15 protein-coding genes and 1 tRNA gene are annotated in these 17,974 nt (G+C 52.1%); all 16 read left to right on the top strand.

Annotation, left to right across the window (positions count from 1 at the left end; all coding sequences use genetic code 11):
- Positions 1-63 precede the first annotated feature (63 nt).
- The 16 genes from tuf (at position 64) to rplC (ending at position 17,966) form a co-directional block, all read left to right on the top strand.
- On the top strand, positions 64-1,275 hold the full coding sequence (tuf, locus tag STSP2_RS14830) for an elongation factor Tu (RefSeq protein WP_146663511.1): 1,212 nt from the start codon (positions 64-66) through the stop codon (positions 1,273-1,275).
- A 151-nt stretch (positions 1,276-1,426) separates the two neighbouring features.
- Positions 1,427-1,594 carry a 50S ribosomal protein L33 gene (gene rpmG / locus STSP2_RS14825; protein WP_146663510.1) on the top strand — a complete coding sequence of 56 codons (168 nt, stop codon included), beginning with the start codon at positions 1,427-1,429 and terminating at the stop codon, positions 1,592-1,594.
- 11 nt (positions 1,595-1,605) lie between these two features.
- Positions 1,606-1,678 (top strand) — tRNA-Trp (locus tag STSP2_RS14820).
- A 61-nt stretch (positions 1,679-1,739) separates the two neighbouring features.
- Positions 1,740-2,123 (top strand): preprotein translocase subunit SecE, encoded by a 384-nt coding sequence (gene secE / locus STSP2_RS14815; protein ID WP_146663509.1) that lies wholly within the window; start codon positions 1,740-1,742, stop codon positions 2,121-2,123.
- A 29-nt stretch (positions 2,124-2,152) separates the two neighbouring features.
- Entirely contained in the window at positions 2,153-2,692 is a 540-nt protein-coding gene (gene nusG, locus STSP2_RS14810) for a transcription termination/antitermination protein NusG (RefSeq protein ID WP_146663508.1), read from the top strand.
- A gap of 150 nt (positions 2,693-2,842) precedes the next feature.
- The gene (gene rplK / locus STSP2_RS14805) at positions 2,843-3,268 is read left to right on the top strand and encodes a 50S ribosomal protein L11 (protein WP_146663507.1); all 426 of its coding nucleotides are present in this window, start codon (positions 2,843-2,845) and stop codon (positions 3,266-3,268) included.
- Between the two features lie 94 nt (positions 3,269-3,362).
- Positions 3,363-4,046, top strand: a complete 684-nt coding sequence (rplA, locus tag STSP2_RS14800; RefSeq protein ID WP_146663506.1) for a 50S ribosomal protein L1 — start codon at positions 3,363-3,365, stop codon at positions 4,044-4,046.
- A 61-nt stretch (positions 4,047-4,107) separates the two neighbouring features.
- Positions 4,108-4,635 carry a 50S ribosomal protein L10 gene (rplJ, locus tag STSP2_RS14795; RefSeq protein WP_146663505.1) on the top strand — a complete coding sequence of 176 codons (528 nt, stop codon included), beginning with the start codon at positions 4,108-4,110 and terminating at the stop codon, positions 4,633-4,635.
- A gap of 118 nt (positions 4,636-4,753) precedes the next feature.
- Positions 4,754-5,158: a 50S ribosomal protein L7/L12 gene (gene rplL / locus STSP2_RS14790; RefSeq protein WP_146663504.1), complete on the top strand. Its 405-nt coding sequence runs from the start codon at positions 4,754-4,756 to the stop codon at positions 5,156-5,158.
- 101 nt (positions 5,159-5,259) lie between these two features.
- Positions 5,260-9,018, top strand: a complete 3,759-nt coding sequence (rpoB, locus tag STSP2_RS14785; RefSeq protein ID WP_146663503.1) for a DNA-directed RNA polymerase subunit beta — start codon at positions 5,260-5,262, stop codon at positions 9,016-9,018.
- A gap of 72 nt (positions 9,019-9,090) precedes the next feature.
- Positions 9,091-13,368, top strand: a complete 4,278-nt coding sequence (gene rpoC / locus STSP2_RS14780; protein ID WP_146663502.1) for a DNA-directed RNA polymerase subunit beta' — start codon at positions 9,091-9,093, stop codon at positions 13,366-13,368.
- A gap of 89 nt (positions 13,369-13,457) precedes the next feature.
- Positions 13,458-13,820 carry a 30S ribosomal protein S12 gene (gene rpsL / locus STSP2_RS14775; RefSeq protein ID WP_146663501.1) on the top strand — a complete coding sequence of 121 codons (363 nt, stop codon included), beginning with the start codon at positions 13,458-13,460 and terminating at the stop codon, positions 13,818-13,820.
- An 87-nt stretch (positions 13,821-13,907) separates the two neighbouring features.
- Entirely contained in the window at positions 13,908-14,381 is a 474-nt protein-coding gene (gene rpsG / locus STSP2_RS14770) for a 30S ribosomal protein S7 (protein ID WP_146663500.1), read from the top strand.
- Positions 14,382-14,502: 121 nt separating this feature from the next.
- On the top strand, positions 14,503-16,584 hold the full coding sequence (gene fusA / locus STSP2_RS14765; RefSeq protein ID WP_146663499.1) for an elongation factor G: 2,082 nt from the start codon (positions 14,503-14,505) through the stop codon (positions 16,582-16,584).
- A 364-nt stretch (positions 16,585-16,948) separates the two neighbouring features.
- Positions 16,949-17,263 (top strand): 30S ribosomal protein S10, encoded by a 315-nt coding sequence (gene rpsJ, locus STSP2_RS14760; RefSeq protein WP_146663498.1) that lies wholly within the window; start codon positions 16,949-16,951, stop codon positions 17,261-17,263.
- A gap of 52 nt (positions 17,264-17,315) precedes the next feature.
- Positions 17,316-17,966 carry a 50S ribosomal protein L3 gene (gene rplC, locus STSP2_RS14755; protein ID WP_146663497.1) on the top strand — a complete coding sequence of 217 codons (651 nt, stop codon included), beginning with the start codon at positions 17,316-17,318 and terminating at the stop codon, positions 17,964-17,966.
- The last annotated feature ends 8 nt before the right edge of the window (positions 17,967-17,974 follow it).

Genomic DNA, 17,974 nt, shown 5'->3' with positions numbered 1-17,974 from the left:
GTCGCATGTAAAAAGAACGAGACAATTTTAAAAAGTATACGAAAAGCTGGAGGTTACTGAACGATGGCTAAGGCTGTATTTGAACGTACAAAACCACACATTAACATTGGTACGATCGGCCATATTGACCACGGTAAGACCACATTGACTGCTGCCATTACAATGCGTCTTGCTAACAGATATGGTTTCGCATCGAGAAAATTCGATGAGATCGACAACGCTCCTGAAGAAAAAGAGCGTGGTATCACCATTAACACTGCACACGTAGAGTACGAGACGGAAAGCCGTCACTACGCACACGTTGACTGCCCAGGTCACGCTGACTACGTGAAGAACATGATTACTGGTGCCGCTCAGATGGACGGTGCTATTCTCGTGGTTGCAGCAAGTGATGGTCCTATGCCCCAGACTCGTGAGCATATCCTGCTTGCACGTCAGGTAAACGTACCAAGAATTGTTGTTTTCATGAACAAGACTGACCAGGTTGACGATCCTGAACTGATCGAACTGGTTGAGATGGAACTTCGTGAGCTGCTCGATAAGTACGAATTCCCAGGCGACGAGATCCCCATCATCAAGGGTTCTGCTCTGGCAGCTATGGAATGCGATGGCAAGGACGATGAGGCATGTAAGCCTATCGATGAGCTGATGGACGCTGTGGATGACTACATTCCGGTTCCCGAGCGTGCAGTAGATCAGGACTTCCTGATGCCTGTCGAAGACGTGTTCAGCATCAAGGGTCGTGGTACTGTTGGTACCGGCCGAGTTGAGCGTGGTATGGTTCACACTGGCGACGAGGTCGAGGTTGTTGGTCTCAGTGACGATGTTCGCAAGACGACCGTTACCGGCGTTGAGATGTTTAACAAGACGCTGGACGAAGGCCAGGCTGGTGACAATGTTGGTCTGCTGCTTCGCGGTGTTGAGAAGAAGGAACTGCTTCGCGGCCAGGTAGTCGCTAAGCCCGGTTCTATCACACCTCATACCAAGTTCATCGCTGAGGTATACGTATTGAAGAAGGAAGAGGGCGGCCGTCATACTCCGTTCTTCCCAGGCTACAGGCCTCAGTTCTTCTTCCGTACAACTGACGTAACTGGTGCTGTTACAGCTATCCGCAGCCGTGAAGGCAAGGAAGTTGAAATGTGTATGCCAGGCGACAACATCGAGATGGAAGTAGAGATCATCAGCAAGATCGCTATGGAAGACGGCCTGCGTTTCGCTATTCGCGAAGGCGGCAGAACTGTCGGTGCCGGTGTTGTAACAAAGATTATTGAGTAAGTAAGTATTCGGTGACTCCCGGGTGCTGCGGCAATTATAATGCGGCAGCACCCGTTTGTATCCCTTAACCGGTATTTGTTGGTCGGGAGCTGCACTGTTCTGCGGCGTGACAATATCTTTTAGGGAATTTTCGAAAAATTGTGAGGTCGTAATGGCTAGATCAACCAAACGCGAATATGTGTGGCTGGAATGTAAGACTTGCGGCAGCCGGAACTACAGGACAGAAGTAAATGTTCAGGGCGGCACTCCAAAGCTGCAACTGAATAAGTTCTGCAAGCAGGATCGCAAGCGTACACCGCACAAAATACGGCGTAAGTAGCGCATGGACGTAGGTCAGTAGCTCAATTGGGAGAGCAACGGTCTCCAAAACCGTAGGTTGGGGGTTCGAGTCCCTCCTGACCTGTTTCGGAACCGCAAGATGCGGTGTTTTTGCTTATGTTTAAATATTTCAGGGGCTGCGAGGCATGGGACTGAAGATATATAAAAGTGGACAAGGTTATCATACACGCTTGTGGACGGGCATCAGTATCTTTGCTCTGGTTGCCACGGGGTGTTATGTTCTTTATGGACAGCTTGCTCAGGCGGGTATACTCGTGCAGACGCTGGTTCCTATGGCTATTTGTGTGGCGTTTGCAGGCGGTCTGTTCTGGCTGCTGAATAACCGCAAGGTTGCGGATTTCCTGATATCGGCCGAAGGCGAGATCAAAAAGGTAAGCTGGTCGAGCAGACGTGAGATCGTCTCTTCCACAATGGTTGTGATCTCAGTAGTGATCATCATGATGATCCTGTTGTTCCTGGCTGATTTTGTATTCAGGTACGTGCTGGATCAGGTTTTCAATATCTACTAACGAGGACTACCTTACTATAAGGTCATAATATGCAGTGGTATGTATTACGGGTAGCTTCAAATAAAGAAATGCGGGTTCGCGACGCGCTGGAAAAGAAGATGCGTACAGAGGGCATCACCAGCGTCGGACGGATCATTGTGCCGGTAGAGCACGTCAAGCGTATCCGCGGCGGTAAGCAGCGAGTGGTAACCCGCAAGCTGTACCCCGGATATGTTTTCATGGAGCTGGAGACCAAGGAAGGCGGTCATCCTCATGATGATGCCTGGTATATCATCAAGGAAACGATGGGGGTCGGCGATTTCGTGGGAACCGACGGGATACCGACACCGATGAGGGACACGGACGTTGCTAAGATGCTCAAGGAGGCGGAAAAGCCGGAGGAAGCTCCAAATATCAAGGTTGAGTTCCAGAAGGGCGACATCGTCAAGATCAACGAAGGCGCTTTCGAGAACTTCGAGGGCGTTGTGGATTCGATCGACAGCGAGCGGGGCGTTGTTCGCGTAATCGTGTCTATCTTCGGCAGGAGCACTCCGCTTGATATCGAGTACTGGCAGATAGAAAAGGTTTAATTGGAAAGCATCCTTGCCAGCAAAACCAAGGCGGGATAATCTGAAAAAGTGTGGCAAAATTGACCGCTACCCTTGTATGAGGGGTGCGGATTTGGTGTTTTTTGAGTTTATTGGTATTTGGACAGAGACTAGTTATTATCGAGGTTAGTGATGGCCAAGGAAGTAGTTGGTAAATTAAAATTGCAGGCACCTGGTGGTCAGGCCACTCCGGCTCCTCCCATTGGTCCTGCGCTGGGTCAGCATGGTGTAAATATCGGTCAGTTCGTAAGTCAGTTCAACGAACGCACTTCTGACATGAACGGCATGACCGTGCCTGTTGAGATCAATATCTACAATGACAGGTCGTTCGATTTCATCGTAAAGAGCCCTCCGGCGGCAGTACTGCTCAAGAAAGAGGCAGGGTTGGCGAAGGGCAGCGGTGAACCCAACAAAGACAAGGTCGGCAAGGTGACCAAGGAACAGGTTCGCAAGATCAGCGAGATGAAGATGAAGGACCTGAACGCTTTCGATCCCGAGCATGCCGACAGGATCATCGAAGGCACTGCCCGCAGTATGGGTATTGAAGTCGTCGACTAGAACGAGCAAAGCCGGGCGGATGCGTTGTCCGACCCGAAATAGCTGACCACGGCTTAGCAGTGGGAGCGAGATATAAAGATTCGCGGAGTAAGTAATGGCAAAAAAGAGTAAAAGATACAGAGCGGATGCGGAGAAGACTACCGGCAAGGAAGTACTTCCTCTGTCTGAAGCTATCAAAAAAGTGAAGGGCTGGGACAGCACCAAATTCGACCAGACGGTTGAACTGGTAATGCACCTGGGTATCGACCCCAAACAGGCCGACCAGATGCTGCGTGGTGCGATCAGCCTGCCGAACGGTATCGGCAAGCAGAAGAAAGTTATCGCTTTCTGCGAGGATTCGGACGTCGAGGCCGCTAAAAATGCCGGCGCTACAGAAGCTGGTACCGACGAGCTGGTCAAGAAGATCGAAGACGGCTGGACCGATTTTGACGTTGCGATCGCCTCTCCCAAGGTGATGGGCAAGGTTGGTAAGCTCGGCCGGGTTCTTGGTCCGCAGGGCAAGATGCCTTCTCCAAAGAACGGCACCGTCACACCTGATGTGGTTAGTGCCGTAAAAGAGTTTGCTGCTGGTAAGGTAGAGTATCGCAACGATAAGAACGGTAATCTGCACGTTGTCGTCGGCAAGCTCAGCTTCAGCGAGGGCAAGCTCAAGGAAAACACCGATGCGTTCATTTCGCATGTCAAGAAGATCAGGCCCAGCAGCGTAAAGGGCGGCTACATCAAGAAGGTCTGTCTGACTGCGACTATGAGCCCGAGTGTTCAGGTGGACGTACGGTAAACCCAGGTATTCAACCTGCTGAAAGGCAGGACGCGATATAGATAATTGAACAGGTGTAATTATGAGTAAATACGTTAAGAATTTACTTCAGGCTGAGCTGGAAAGAAAGTTTTCCGACGTTGACAATTTTGTCGTTGTCGAAACCAAGGGACTCAGCGGTAATGAGAATAACGAGATGCGCGGCGAGCTGCGTGACAAGGACATCAGATTGAGCGTTGTTCGCAATGCAATGATGCGTCGCGCGATGGAGAACCTCGACAAACCGAACGGTATCGGCCTTTTCGAAGCAGGCCCGTGTACTGTTGCTTACGGTGGCGACAGCGTTGTAGACGTTGCAAAGGCACTTGAGGATTGGACCAAGAAATATGACTTCGTCAATTTCAAGGGTGCTTACGTCGACGGCGAAGCATTGAGCAGTGAAGATGCAAAGGCTCTTGCGAAGATGCCGAACCGGGCAGAACTGCAGGGCGAGATCGTTCAGATCGCTCAGACACCCGGCTCGAATATTGCCGGCGCAGTCACCGGTCCTGCCCAGCACCTCGCTGGCTGTATAAAGAGCCTTATAGAGAAGCTGGAAGAAGCAGCGTAAGTTTATTTGGCTGATTGATAAAAGAGAAATGTTGGTTTGTTTTGTGGTTGTCCCCTCTGGGGTTAAACAGGGCAGCGTAGCCTTGGCTACCGCGAGACACGGTCACAGGAGTATATAAATGTCAGAACAAGAAAGAACATGGAGCGAAGACATTAAGGATTTGGGCGACAAGATCGTTGGTCTTACACTTATGCAGGCCAAAGAGCTTGGCGATTATCTCAAGGAAGAGCACGGCATCGAGCCTGCAGCAGGCGGCGCAGTAATGATGGCTGGCCCGGCAGCAGGCGGCGAAGCAGCAGAAGAAGAAGAAAAGTCTGATTTCGACGTAGTTCTCAAGGAAGCCGGCGAAAAGAAGATCGCCGTAATCAAGGAAGTACGTGCTATCACAGGTCTTGGCCTCAAGGAAGCCAAGGAACTGGTAGACAACGCGCCGAAGCCCGTAAAGGAAGGCGTTGCGAAGGAAGAAGCAGAAGAGATGCAGAAGCAGCTTGAGGCAGCCGGCGCTACAGTCGAGCTTGCTTAAGCTTAGTTTTATTTGCGGATTTGTGGCTGGCAGGCCGTTTTTTGGACGGTCTGCCAGCATTGATGTAACGAGTAACAGGAAACCGAAGCGGAGAGTAATTAATGAAGTTTTTGCCTGTCCGTAATTTTGGAAAGATCGGTGACGCAACAGATGTGCCGGATCTGGTAGAGATTCAGCGTGCAAGTTACAGCCGGTTTTTGCAGGAAAATGTTTCGCCCGATGATCGCACAGACAGCGGGCTGGAAGCACTGCTTCGCGAGATATTCCCAATTGTCAGCTATGACAAGACCGCAGAGCTCGAATTTATGAGCTATGAGCTCGAGCGGCCTCGCTATACACCTGAGCAGTGCAGGGAACTCCGCTTGACTTACGGTTACCCGCTGAAGATACATTGCGCCCTCAAACGCTCGAATGCGGACGACATTGCCGAGCAGGGGATCTATCTTGGCGAGATGCCGGTCATGATCGGCGGCGGCGAGTTCATCGTCAACGGTGCCGAGCGTGTGATCGTAAATCAGCTTCACCGCAGTCCCGGTGTGGATTTTGGAATTGAAAGCAAAGAATCCGGCGACAGGATTCTTCATGGCTGCCGAATCATCCCAGAACGCGGCAGTTGGATAGAGATGTCCGTCACTCGCAAGGATGTTCTGGTCGTGCGTATTGACCAGTCCAGCAAGATCCCTGCGACCACGTTCCTGCGTGCGATGAGTGAGGACATGGGAACGACAGAGCAGATCATCCGTCTGTTCTATGACGTAAAGAGTGTCGATACAGGCAAGCTGGATCCGTCAATGTGGTCGGTAGGCCCGATCGTTGATACCGAGACGGGCGAGATCCTAGTTGAGGCCGGCTGTCAGCTTGGCGATATGGTTGGTCAGATCCAGGCCAGTTCGCTGGACAAGATCGAAGTTATTAAGAGAGTGCAGGACCCGCTGATCCTCAATACGATCGCAGAGGACGATTGCGAGAATCACGAGGATGCTCTGCTCAAGCTTTACGTAAAACTGCGTCCGGGCAACCCGGCTCAGATCGACAAGGCAAAACAACTGTTCGCCGAAAAGTTCTTTGACGAAAATCGTTATCGTCTCGGACGCGTGGGCAGATTCAGGATAAACAGGAAGTTCGATCAGGACCTGGCGGAATCAAAGATGACGCTCAGGCCGGAGGATTTCCTCAATACAATGAAATATATCGTCGGCCTGCGTAACGGCAAGGGCGAAATTGACGACATTGACCATCTGGGTAACAGGCGTCTGCGTACCATCGACGAGCTGGCAGCCGACGAGATCCGCAAGGGTCTTCTCAAGCTGCGTCGCACGGTGCAGGAACGCATGAGCATGAAGAGCCCGGGCGATATCAAGCGTATCGCTGACCTGGTCAACTCCAAGAGCGTCTCTTCCAGCATCGAATACTTCTTCGGTCGCGGCGAGCTCAGCCAGGTTGTGGACCAGACGAACTGCCTTTCTCAGCTTACGCACGAAAGACGTCTAAGTGCACTTGGGCCGGGCGGTCTTAACCGTAAGCGTGCTGGCTTTGAGGTGCGAGACGTTCATATCAGTCACTACGGCCGAGTGTGTCCGATCGAAACACCTGAAGGTACGAACATCGGGCTGATCGTTTCGCTGGGTATTTTCTCTAAGGTCGATGAGTACGGCTTCCTTCTCACGCCTTACCGCAAGGTCGAGAATATGAAGGTCACCGACGAGATCGCATACATGCGTGCGGACGAGGAAATGAAAGCGGTATTCGCTCCGCCCGGCATGGTCGATCCGAAGAGTAACGAACTTCGCAAGGGTCTGGTACTCGCTCGAAAGGGCGGTGACCTTACGCAGGCTCCGCGCGAAGAGGTAGATTTTGTAGATATTTCGCCGAAGCAGACTGTTGGTGTGTCGGCATCGCTGATTCCGTTTTTGGAGCATGACGATGCTAACCGTGCTCTGATGGGATCGAACATGATGCGTCAGTCCGTGCCGCTGCTCGAAACCGAGCCTCCGCTGGTCGGAACCGGCATGGAAGAGATCGTCGCGAAGAATTCCAGCATGGTCGTTCGTGCGACCAATGACGGCGTCGTTACGGCTGTAGATGCCAACAAGATCGTCGTCAATGACACTGATGAGTACGATCTGATCAAGTTCCAGGGCCTTAACGAGAGAACCTGTCTTACTCAGACTCCTCGCGTTAAACTGGGCGAAGAGGTCAAGGCTGGCGATATCATCGCGGACGGCGGCGGTACCGCTAACGGCGTGCTTTCGCTTGGTAAGAATGTCTGCGTGGCATTTGTTCCGTTCGACGGCTACAACTTTGAGGATGCGATCATCATCAGCGAAAGACTGGTAAAGGATGACGTCTTCACAAGTATTCACATTGATGAGTTCAGCGTCGACATCCGCGAGACAAAGCTCGGCCGTGAGGAATTTACGCGAGATATTCCAAACGTCGGCGAGAAGGTCCTGCGTAACCTGGACGAGAACGGCATCATCCGCGAAGGTACCCGCGTAGGGCCCGGCGATATTCTCGTTGGTAAGGTTTCGCCGAAAAGCAAGACCGAACTTACGCCGGAAGAAAAACTTCTGCATGCTATCTTCGGCCGGGCGGGCGAGGACGTGAAGAACGATTCGCTCGAGGTTCCAAGCGGTTTTGAAGGTACGGTCATCAAGACCCGCAGGTTCATCCGTCGCGGCGGCATGTCCGACGAGCAGAAGGCAGAACTCAAGATCCGCATGCAGGAATACGAGCAGGAAATGATCTCAAAGCAGTGTGCTCTGTTCCGCCGCATGATGCGTGAGATAAACGAACAGTTTGGCACCGAAATTGTCGACCCGTCGACACTGCAGAAGGCCGGTGCAAGCGATGATAACGACGTCATCGAAGAGCAGATCGAGAACTTCCAGATCGAGTGGGTCAAGCCCGCTAAGCTCCGCGGCCAGGCCAAGGACATTATCGAACAGTTCTGGCCCAAGATCCGCGATCTGCAGGAAGAGGCAAAGGTACGACTGAACCGCATGAAGCACGGTGACGAGCTGCCAAGCGGTGTTCTGGAAATGGTCAAGGTTTACGTTGCCACCAAGCGTGTACTTTCGGTTGGTGATAAGATGGCTGGTCGCCACGGTAACAAGGGTGTTATCGCCAAGATCATGCCCGAAGAAGATATGCCGTTCCTGGACGACGGAACACCGGTTGATATCTGTCTGAATCCGCTCGGCGTACCCAGTCGTATGAACGTCGGTCAGATCCTCGAGACGATCCTCGGCTGGTCCGGGAAGGTTCTCGGCTTCAGGGCCAATACGCCTGTTTTCGATGGTGCTACCGAAGACGAGATTCAAAAAGTCACGGTAGAAGCCAACGATTATGTCCGACAGCAGATGCAGATGTTCGAGACGGACAAAAAGGCTCCGCCAGCCGGAGGTCTGCGAGTCGAAGTGCCGGAAAGTCTCAAGGTCCAGCTTTATGACGGCCGAACTGGTGAGCCGCTGGAACAGCAGACAACGGTTGGATTTATGTACATGCTGAAACTGCACCACCTGGTGGACGAGAAGATCCACGCTCGTGCGACAGGCCCATACAGCCTGATCACGCAGCAGCCTCTGGGCGGTAAGGCCAGAACTGGTGGACAGCGTTTCGGTGAAATGGAAGTTTGGGCTCTGGAAGCATACGGAGCTTCATATACTCTGCAGGAATTGCTGACTGTCAAGAGTGATGATATTGAAGGTCGGACCAAGATCTATGAATCGATGGTCAAAGGTATGAATACTCTCGAAGCGGGCACACCGATCTCGTTCGATGTGCTTTGTAACGAGATCAGGGGCCTTGGCCTGAATATCTCACTGGAGAAAAAGCGGGTAGGCAATAAGCCTCTGTAAGTGGTCGTGAACCCTTGAAGGGGTATCGGCAGGCGAAGTCGCAATAATGTGAAAGTCGGAGTTGATCATAAAATGGTAGAGTCAATTTACGATCGCATAAATGATTACGGTTCGGTAAAGATATCACTGGCAAGCCCTAATGATATCCGAAGCTGGTCGTTCGGTGAAGTGCGCAAACCCGAGACGATCAATTATCGAACCTATCGTCCCGAAAAGGACGGTCTGTTCTGCGAGCGTATTTTCGGTCCTGAGCGGGACTGGGAATGTGCCTGCGGTAAATATAAAGGTACTAAGTTCAAGGGCATCATCTGCGACCGCTGCGGCGTCAAGGTTACGCACAGCCGAGTTCGCCGTAAGAGAATGGGGCACATCAATCTCGCCGCTCCGATCGTACACATATGGTTCTTCAAGGCAATGCCCAGCCGATTGAGCACGCTTCTGGGCATGAAAACCTCTTCTCTGGAAAAGGTGGTATACTTCCAGGACTATGTAATAACCGATCCCGGCCAGAGCCCGCTGAAGTTCATGCAGCTTCTCAGCGAAGAAGAATATCGCGATGCCCTGAACAAGTACGGCAACTGCTTCAAGGCAAGCATGGGTGCAGAGGCTGTTCAGGAACTGCTCGGCAAGCTCGATCTCAAGGCGATCAGCATCGAGCTTCGCGAAGAAGTCAAAAAGACCAACAGTAAGCAGAAGATCAAGGACCTGACCAAGAGGCTAAAAACGGTCAATGCGGTACTTGAAAGCGAAAACAATCCTGAGTGGATGATCCTGGATGTGATCCCGGTAATCCCGCCTGATCTGCGTCCGCTGGTCATGCTCGAAAGCGGCAACTTTGCCACAAGTGACCTGAACGACCTTTACAGGCGCATCATTAACAGAAATAACCGTCTCAAGAAGCTTATCGATCTGAACGCTCCTGAGGTTATCATTCGCAACGAAAAGCGGATGCTGCAGCAGGCAGTCGATTCGCTGCTGGACAACAACCGCTGCCGCAGGCCGGTACTCGGAAGCAATAACAGGCCTCTCAAGAGTCTTACCGACATGATCAAGGGTAAGCAGGGCCGTTTCCGTGAAAATCTGCTCGGTAAGCGTGTGGACTACTCCGCTCGTTCAGTTATCGTGGTTGGTCCTCACCTCAAGCTTTATCAGTGCGGCCTGCCCAAGAAGATCGCTCTGGAGCTTTTCCAGCCGTTCATTATTCGCAAGCTTAAAGAACGCGGTCACGCCGACACGATCAAGAGCGCAAAACGCATGCTCGAGCGTCGTGATGAGCACGTCTGGGATATTCTCGAAGAGGTAATTCATCAGCATCCTGTACTGCTCAACCGTGCACCTACACTGCACAGGATGGGTATTCAGGCATTCGAGCCTGTGCTCGTGGAAGGTAATGCGATCGTTCTGCATCCGCTGGTATGCTCGGGCTTTAACGCTGACTTTGACGGTGACCAGATGGCGGTCCATCTGCCGCTGAGTATCGAGGCACAGGTCGAGGTGCACACTCTGGTGCTGTCGACGAACAGCCTGTTCTCGCCTGCTAACGGCTCGCCTGTGATGACTCCTTCTCAGGACATGGTGCTCGGTAACTACTATATTACCTGCATGCGTGTCGATCAGAAGGGCGAGGGCATGATGTTCCGCAGCACGCAGGAAGCGATCACCGCTCATGAGCTGGGCAAAGTCGCAATGCACGCGAAGGTCAAGGTCTGCCTGCCGGAGGGCAAGATGGTCCGAACCAAGAAGGGCGATCTAGAAGGCGGGGTTATTGAAACGACTCCAGGCCGATGCCTGTTCAATGAAATTCTGCCCGAAGAAATGCCATTCTACAATTATGGCATGGATAAGAAGGGGCTGTCCACGGTTATCTCTGACTCCTATGACATATGCGGCGGTAAGGGTACTATCGAGCTGCTCGACAACATCAAAGAACTCGGCTTCAAGCGTGCGATGCTTGCTGGATTGAGTTTTGGTATTACCGACCTGCGTATTCCTGACGAGAAATGGGATATCGTTGAACGCACTCAGAAACGTGTCAATAAGGTTATCAAGAACTTCCAGCAGGGCGTTCTGACCGGCGGCGAACGATACAATCAGATCATCGACGCCTGGACACATGCACGTGTTGAAGTCACGAACCGCATGATGGACGCTATGCGTAACGATACACGTGACGGCAAGCCTTACCTTAATCCGATCTGGGTTATGAGGGACTCCGGTGCTCGTGGTAGCGTCGACCAGATTCAGCAGCTCGCAGGTATGCGTGCACTGATGGCAAAGCCCAGCGGCGAGATCATCGAGACGCCTATTCTGTCGAATTTCCGTGAGGGCCTGAACGTACTTGAATACTTCAGCTCGACTCACGGTGCACGTAAGGGTCTTGCTGATACAGCTCTCAAGACTGCCGACTCCGGTTATCTTACACGTAAGCTTGCAGACGTCGCACAGAACGTAATGGTCAGTGAGATCGATTGCGGCACGCTGCAGGGTATTACAAAGACGACGGTCTACAAGGGCGAAGCAGTCGATGTGCCGCTGAGGCAGTTGATCATCGGCCGAACCGCTCGCGACAATATCAGGAACCCGATCACGGACGAAATGATCGTCCGCGAAAACGAGGTAATAACCGCAGAAGCTGCCGCCAAGATCGAGGAACTCGGTCTCGACGCTATCAGGGTGCGAAGCCCGCTTACTTGTGAAAGCAAGGTTGGCGTATGCGGCAAATGTTACGGCTGGGACCTCAGTGCAGGCGATTTGGTCGAAGAAGGCCTGGCAGTCGGTATCATCGCCGCTCAGTCGATCGGTGAGCCTGGTACTCAGCTTACTATGCGTACTTTCCATACCGGTGGTATTGCGGAAATCGCCGTTCTCGAAACTTCGCAGAAGGCGCCGCGTGCCGGTAAAGCCAGCTTCATTGACGTCAAGAGTGCTCCGTTTGAGTTGGAAGACGGCACAGTTGTTAACATCTGTCTGAAACGCCAGGCAGAGATGGCGGTTGTCGACGACAAGGGACGTGAGCTCGAACGCTTTAAGATTCCTTACGGCGGAATCATCCAGGTCAATGACGGCGATCCGGTCAAGAAGGGTACTATTCTGTTCAGTTGGGATCCGCACCGTGTGCCGATCCTTGCTGAGGTCGGCGGTTTCGTACGACTTATGGACGTTGTCGAAGGTGAGACCATGCGTATCGAAGAGGATCGCAAGGGACAGCCCGGCCGACCCGTTATTATCGAACACAAGGGTGATAAGCATCCGCAGGTCATCATCGAAGATCAGACAGGCAAGATCCTCGACGTTCACTACCTGCCCGCAAAGGCCCGCGTGGAAGTTGAAGAAGGCGAAGAAGTCAAGGCCGGTGCACTGCTCGCTCGTCTGCCTCGCGGCGGCGGCGGTACGCAGGATATTACCGGCGGTCTGCCTCGTGTTACTGAGATTTTCGAAGCTCGTAAGCCCAAGAACCCCGCTGCTATGGCGGAGATCAGCGGTACCATCGAGCTCAAGAGTGATAAACGCCGCGGTAAGATGACTGTCATCGTACGCAGCGAAAGCGGAATGGAAAAGGAACACCACGTTCCGCGTGACCGTCACCTGAACTATCATACCGGTGACTACGTCGATGCTGGTGACGCACTGACGGACGGCCCGCTCGTTCCGCATGACATTCTGCGGATCAAGGGTGAAGAGGCCCTGCAGAGGTATCTGCTGCGTGAGATCCAAAACGTATATCGTGCCCAGAACGTGACGATCAGCGACAAGCACATTGAGATTATCGTCTCTCAGATGATGCGTAAGGTCGAGATCGAAAGCGTCGGTGACAGCGACTATCTGCCAGGCGAGATCGTTGATAAGCAGCAGTTCAGGGAATCTAACGAAGAACTGTTCAAGAAGCTGCGGATCACCGAGCCGGGCGACACGGATCTCGAAAAGGGCGTGCTGGTAACCCGTGAAGAGCTGGATGCGGCCAACGAAAAGGTCGAGCAGCTCGGCGGTGAAACCGCCAAGGGCAAGAAACCGAGACCCGCTTCAGCTAATACGCTGCTGCTTGGTATAACCAAGGCTTCATTGCAGTCGGAAAGCTTTATTTCGGCTGCGAGCTTCCAGGAGACAACTAAGGTCTTGACTGAGGCCGCACTTGGCAGTAAGATAGACAACTTATGCGGTCTCAAGGAAAACGTTATACTGGGTCACTTGATCCCGGCGGGTACGGCATTCAAGCCTTACCTGAACATGAAGGTTAAGCATCTTGCTGAGCCTCCTGTACCGAAACAGCTTGAGGACCTGCGAGAAGAGAAGGAAGCCGAAGCAGCCGCCGACAAGGCTATGAAGGCTGCTCTTGGTCTTGACGAATCGTAAAAAATATAAGAATTTGGCTGGCACGTGTTTGGCCGGTCGATAAAATACAGTTTTGAAATAGTGGCAATGATTGCAAGTGTGGAGAAAATATGCCGACGATTAATCAGTTAGTTCGCCGTGGTAGAGGCAGAAAAGCGAAAAAGCGTGTTTCAGATATTACCGGTTGCCCGCAGAAACGCGGTGTTTGTCTGGTAGTAAGAACACAGACACCTAAAAAGCCTAATTCTGCTCTGCGTAAGATAGCTCGTGTACGTCTGACTAACGGCAAAGAGGTTACGGCTTATATCCCGGGTATCGATCACAACCTGCAGGAGCACAGTACTGTTATAGTACGTGGCGGCAGGGTACGTGACCTTCCTGGTGTTCGTTATCACATCGTACGCGGCAGCCTCGACACCGCCGGTGTTGACGGTCGTAAGCAGGGTCGCAGTAAGTACGGTGCCAAGAAATAAGTACAGCCTCCATTTGCAAATTGCGAACTGTGAGGGTGATCGTGCGGTTGATATAGCGTTTAGTGATATAGTTATCAGGTGAAGTAAATGGCAAAGAGATTTACGGCTAGCAGAGCTCAGATGAAACCGGATGCGAAGTTCAACAGCATCCTCGTTTCAAAATTTATCAATTGTCTGATGTGGGACGGCAAAAAGAGTACCGCTCAGAAGGTGTTCTATGATGCAATGAACATAATGGACAATAAGATAAAAGATGAAAGCCCACTCGAAGTTTTCGAGACGGCTATCAACAATGTAAAGCCCATGCTTGAGGTACGAAGCAAGCGTGTCGGCGGTGCAAGTTACCAGGTACCAATGCAGGTGAAGCCCAAAAGGCAGCAGGCTCTGGCGTTCCGCTGGATCCTTGCGGCAACCCGCAATAAGAAGGGCAAGCCGATGAGCCAGCGTCTGGCATCCGAACTTCTGGATGCATATCGCAAGGAAGGTACTGCGATGACTACACGTGAAAACGTGCACAGAATGGCTGAAGCGAACAAGGCGTTTGCACACTTCGCCTGGTAATAAATAGTAAGGCACTTAGCTGCCACGGTACATTGGGTTTTACATTTCATGGCCGTGGCAGTTTTTTTATCAATGCATTAATAAAGACTAGGAAGCTATAAAAGATAGGAAAAGTTGAAGCATGGCAGAGAATCTCGAAAAACTTAGAAATATCGGCATTATGGCACACATCGATGCCGGAAAAACAACCGTTACGGAAAGAGTACTTTTCTATAGCGGCAGAACATACAAGATCGGTGAGACCCACGAGGGTACCGCCGTTATGGACTGGATGGAAGAAGAGCAGGAACGAGGCATCACCATTACATCCGCTGCTACGCGATGTGAATGGGCGGGCCATGCGATAAACCTGATCGATACCCCTGGTCACGTAGACTTTACCGCTGAGGTCGAGCGGTCATTGCGCGTACTCGACGGTGCAGTGGCGGTCTTCGACGCAAGCGAAGGCGTTCAGGCCCAGAGCGAAACCGTCTGGCGACAGGGTCAGAAGTATGAGCTTCCGTGCCTTTGTTTCATTAATAAGATGGACAAGCTCGGAGCAGATTTCGAAATGGCGGTTCAGAGCATACGTGACAAACTGCTTGCCAATCCGGTTCCCATGCAGCTTCCAATCGGTGCTGAAAATGATTTCGTGGGCTTCGTGGACCTCATGGATATGAAGGTCTATAAGTTCTATCAGGAAAAGAAAGGCGCCGAGTTCAAAGTCGAGGACATCCCCGAAGACATGAAGGATGCCGCTGAGCACGCGAGGCATGATTTATTGGAGGCCGCTGCCGAGTTCGACGAGTCCATCATGGAAGACTACGTCCATGAGAATCCGATCAGCACCGACAGGATCATTGCAGCTATCCGCGAGGGTACGCTTCAGAACAAGCTTAATCCTGTATTTGTAGGATCGGCCTTGAAGAACATCGGAACCCGCCGCCTGCTCGACGGCGTTACCCGGTTCCTTCCTTCACCTTATGACAGGCCGAAGTTCTACGGGCATAAGCCTGACGACGAAGAGGAAGCGATCGAGATAGACTGCGATTCGAATAAGCCGCTGGTGGCGTTGGCGTTTAAGATCACCAGTGATAAGCACGGCGACCTAAACTTTTTGCGTATTTACCAGGGCAGCATCAAGAAGGGCACTCGCGTACTTAATGCAAATAAAAATAAGAAGGAAAACATCACGCGTATCTTCCAGATGCACGCTGCTTCCCGAGAGAGCAGAGATGTCGCTAAAGCAGGTGATATCGTTGCTGTTATCGGACTCAAGGACACCTGGACCGGCGACACGCTCAGCGACCCGAAGCATCCGGTAGTGCTTGAGAGCATAAGTTTTCCGGAAACGGTCATAAGCATGTCGATCGAACCCGCTACCGCCGCTGAGCGAGGTAAGCTTGGCGACGCTCTTCAGGTTCTGCGTCGCGAAGATCCGACTTTCGGCTGTCAATACAGCGAAGAGACGGGCCAGACCATTATCAGCGGCATGGGCGAGCTTCACCTGGAGATCCTGCGCAACAAGCTCGTCCGCGACATGAAGGTCAATGTCCGCGTCGGAACACCAAAGGTCGCATATAAGGAAGCGATCAGTCAGTCCGCAGGCGGCGAGGGCAAATTCGTCAAACAGACCGGCGGTCGCGGTCAGTACGGCCACGCGGTTATCGAGATCGAGCCTGAGGCGGACGAAGACGGCCATTACACGAACGAGAATACTGTCGAAAACGCAATAGTCGGCGGGGCGATCCCTAAGGAATACATTAATCCGACCAGCAAGGGTATTATGGACGGCCTGACAGCAGGTCCGCTGGCGGGTTTCCCGGTTGTCGGCGTCAAGGCCACTATCCTGGACGGTTCGTCTCACTCGGTGGACAGCTCGGAAATGGCGTTTGAACAGGCCGGCTCAATGGCGGTTCGTGACGCGATGAGCAAAGCCAAACCGATCCTGCTCGAACCTATCATGAAGGTGCAGGTAGTCGCTCCAGAGTCCGACTATGGTTCAGTACAGGGAAGTCTGATCGCAAAACGAGCTATGATCACCGATACTCATGTGCACGGCAATATGCGCGTGCTGGATGCGAAGGTGCCGCTGGCCGAAATGTTCGGCTATGCAGGCGAGATTCGCAGTATGACAGGCGGCAGAGGCTCATTTACGATGGAACCGCTGGCGTATGAGCGTGTTCCCGAACAAATTTCTGAGAAAATTCTAGAGGCCTATTGACAGGTCACGTAGTTTGTGATATATATTCTGCCTTCAACAGCCGGAGCGAGCACGGCTAACACCGTGCGTTTCAAGTTGGGCTTGATTTCACATCGGCATGACGCTGGGGTGGGCAAAGGCGAAAGCCAGTCAGTGGCCCGATACTATTGTGAGATCGCAACTACAGGATTATTTATCTGGCTAGTATGGCATGGATTGCCTGCTTTTTGGCAAAATTGCTGTTTAGCAATGCTGAAAATGCGGAAAATGTGCATAAAATCCGCAGAAATTAGCTTGTGTTTTGGCAGCACTAAGTATATGTTTGCAAACTTTCACCCGCCAGAGCGGGTTTAGAAGGTCGAATTCCAAGATCGAGGATTTGTAGATGGCAACGCAAACGGAAAAAATTAGAATTCGGATGGAAGCATACGATGCAAAGTCACTTGATGCTTCTGCTCGTGAAATTGTGGACCAGGCACGCCGCACGCATGCCAGAGTCAGCGGCCCGGTTCCGCTGCCAACGCGCATCGAGCGTTTTACTGTGCTTCGCAGCCCGCATATTAATAAGAAAGCTCGTGAGCAGTTCGAAATGCGCACACACAAGCGCTTGATCGATATTCATGAAGCCAATGCCCGCACCGTAGAGGCCCTTAACAGGCTGGTAGTTCCGGCGGGTGTTTTTGTAAAGATAAAGGCCTAACATATTATAGTTTAGCTTTTCGGGGAAATACCCCAGCAGAAGGAATAGACGTATGGCAATGTTGCTTGGTAAAAAAATAGGGATGACCCAGGTTTATGACGAGGAAGGCAAGATCGCAGCAGTCACTGTGATCCAGGCCGGACCTTGTGTTGTGACGCAAGTTAAGACCCCGGAGACCGACGGCTATTCGGCTGTACAGCTCGGCTACGACGATGTGAAGAAGTCGCGAGTCAAACAGGCAGCCGCCGGTCATGCCAAAAAGGCTAATACGACAGCAAAGAGGTTCATTCGCGAATGGCGTCTTGACGAAGGCACTGAGCCGGAAGTCAACCTCGGCGATGAGGTTACCGTCTCGGCCTTTGCGGAGATCAAATCCGTAGACGTAGTAGGCACCAGCAAGGGTAAAGGTTTTGCAGGTGTAATGAAGCGTCACGGTTTCGGTGGTTTCCCCCAGAGTCACGGTACTAAGCGTATGCACAGGCACGCCGGTTCTATCGCGGGCCATTCCAGTGACGCTGGTAGCGGCGGTAATGTCAAAAAGGGTAAGAGAATGGCCGGTCAGATGGGTTGTGACCGCGTGACAAGCAAGAATCATCAGTTGGTCGGCATCGACGAAGAAAAGAACCTGCTGATAGTTAAGGGTTCTGTTGCCGGCGCATCGGGTGGTTATGTTGAAATCCGTGCCTCCAAGGGCAAAAAGTAAGTATTGCT

It is taken from the genome of Anaerohalosphaera lusitana (assembly GCF_002007645.1).
Taxonomy (GTDB): Bacteria; Planctomycetota; Phycisphaerae; order Sedimentisphaerales; family Anaerohalosphaeraceae; genus Anaerohalosphaera; species Anaerohalosphaera lusitana.
This window is presented reverse-complemented; position numbering and strand designations above follow the sequence as displayed.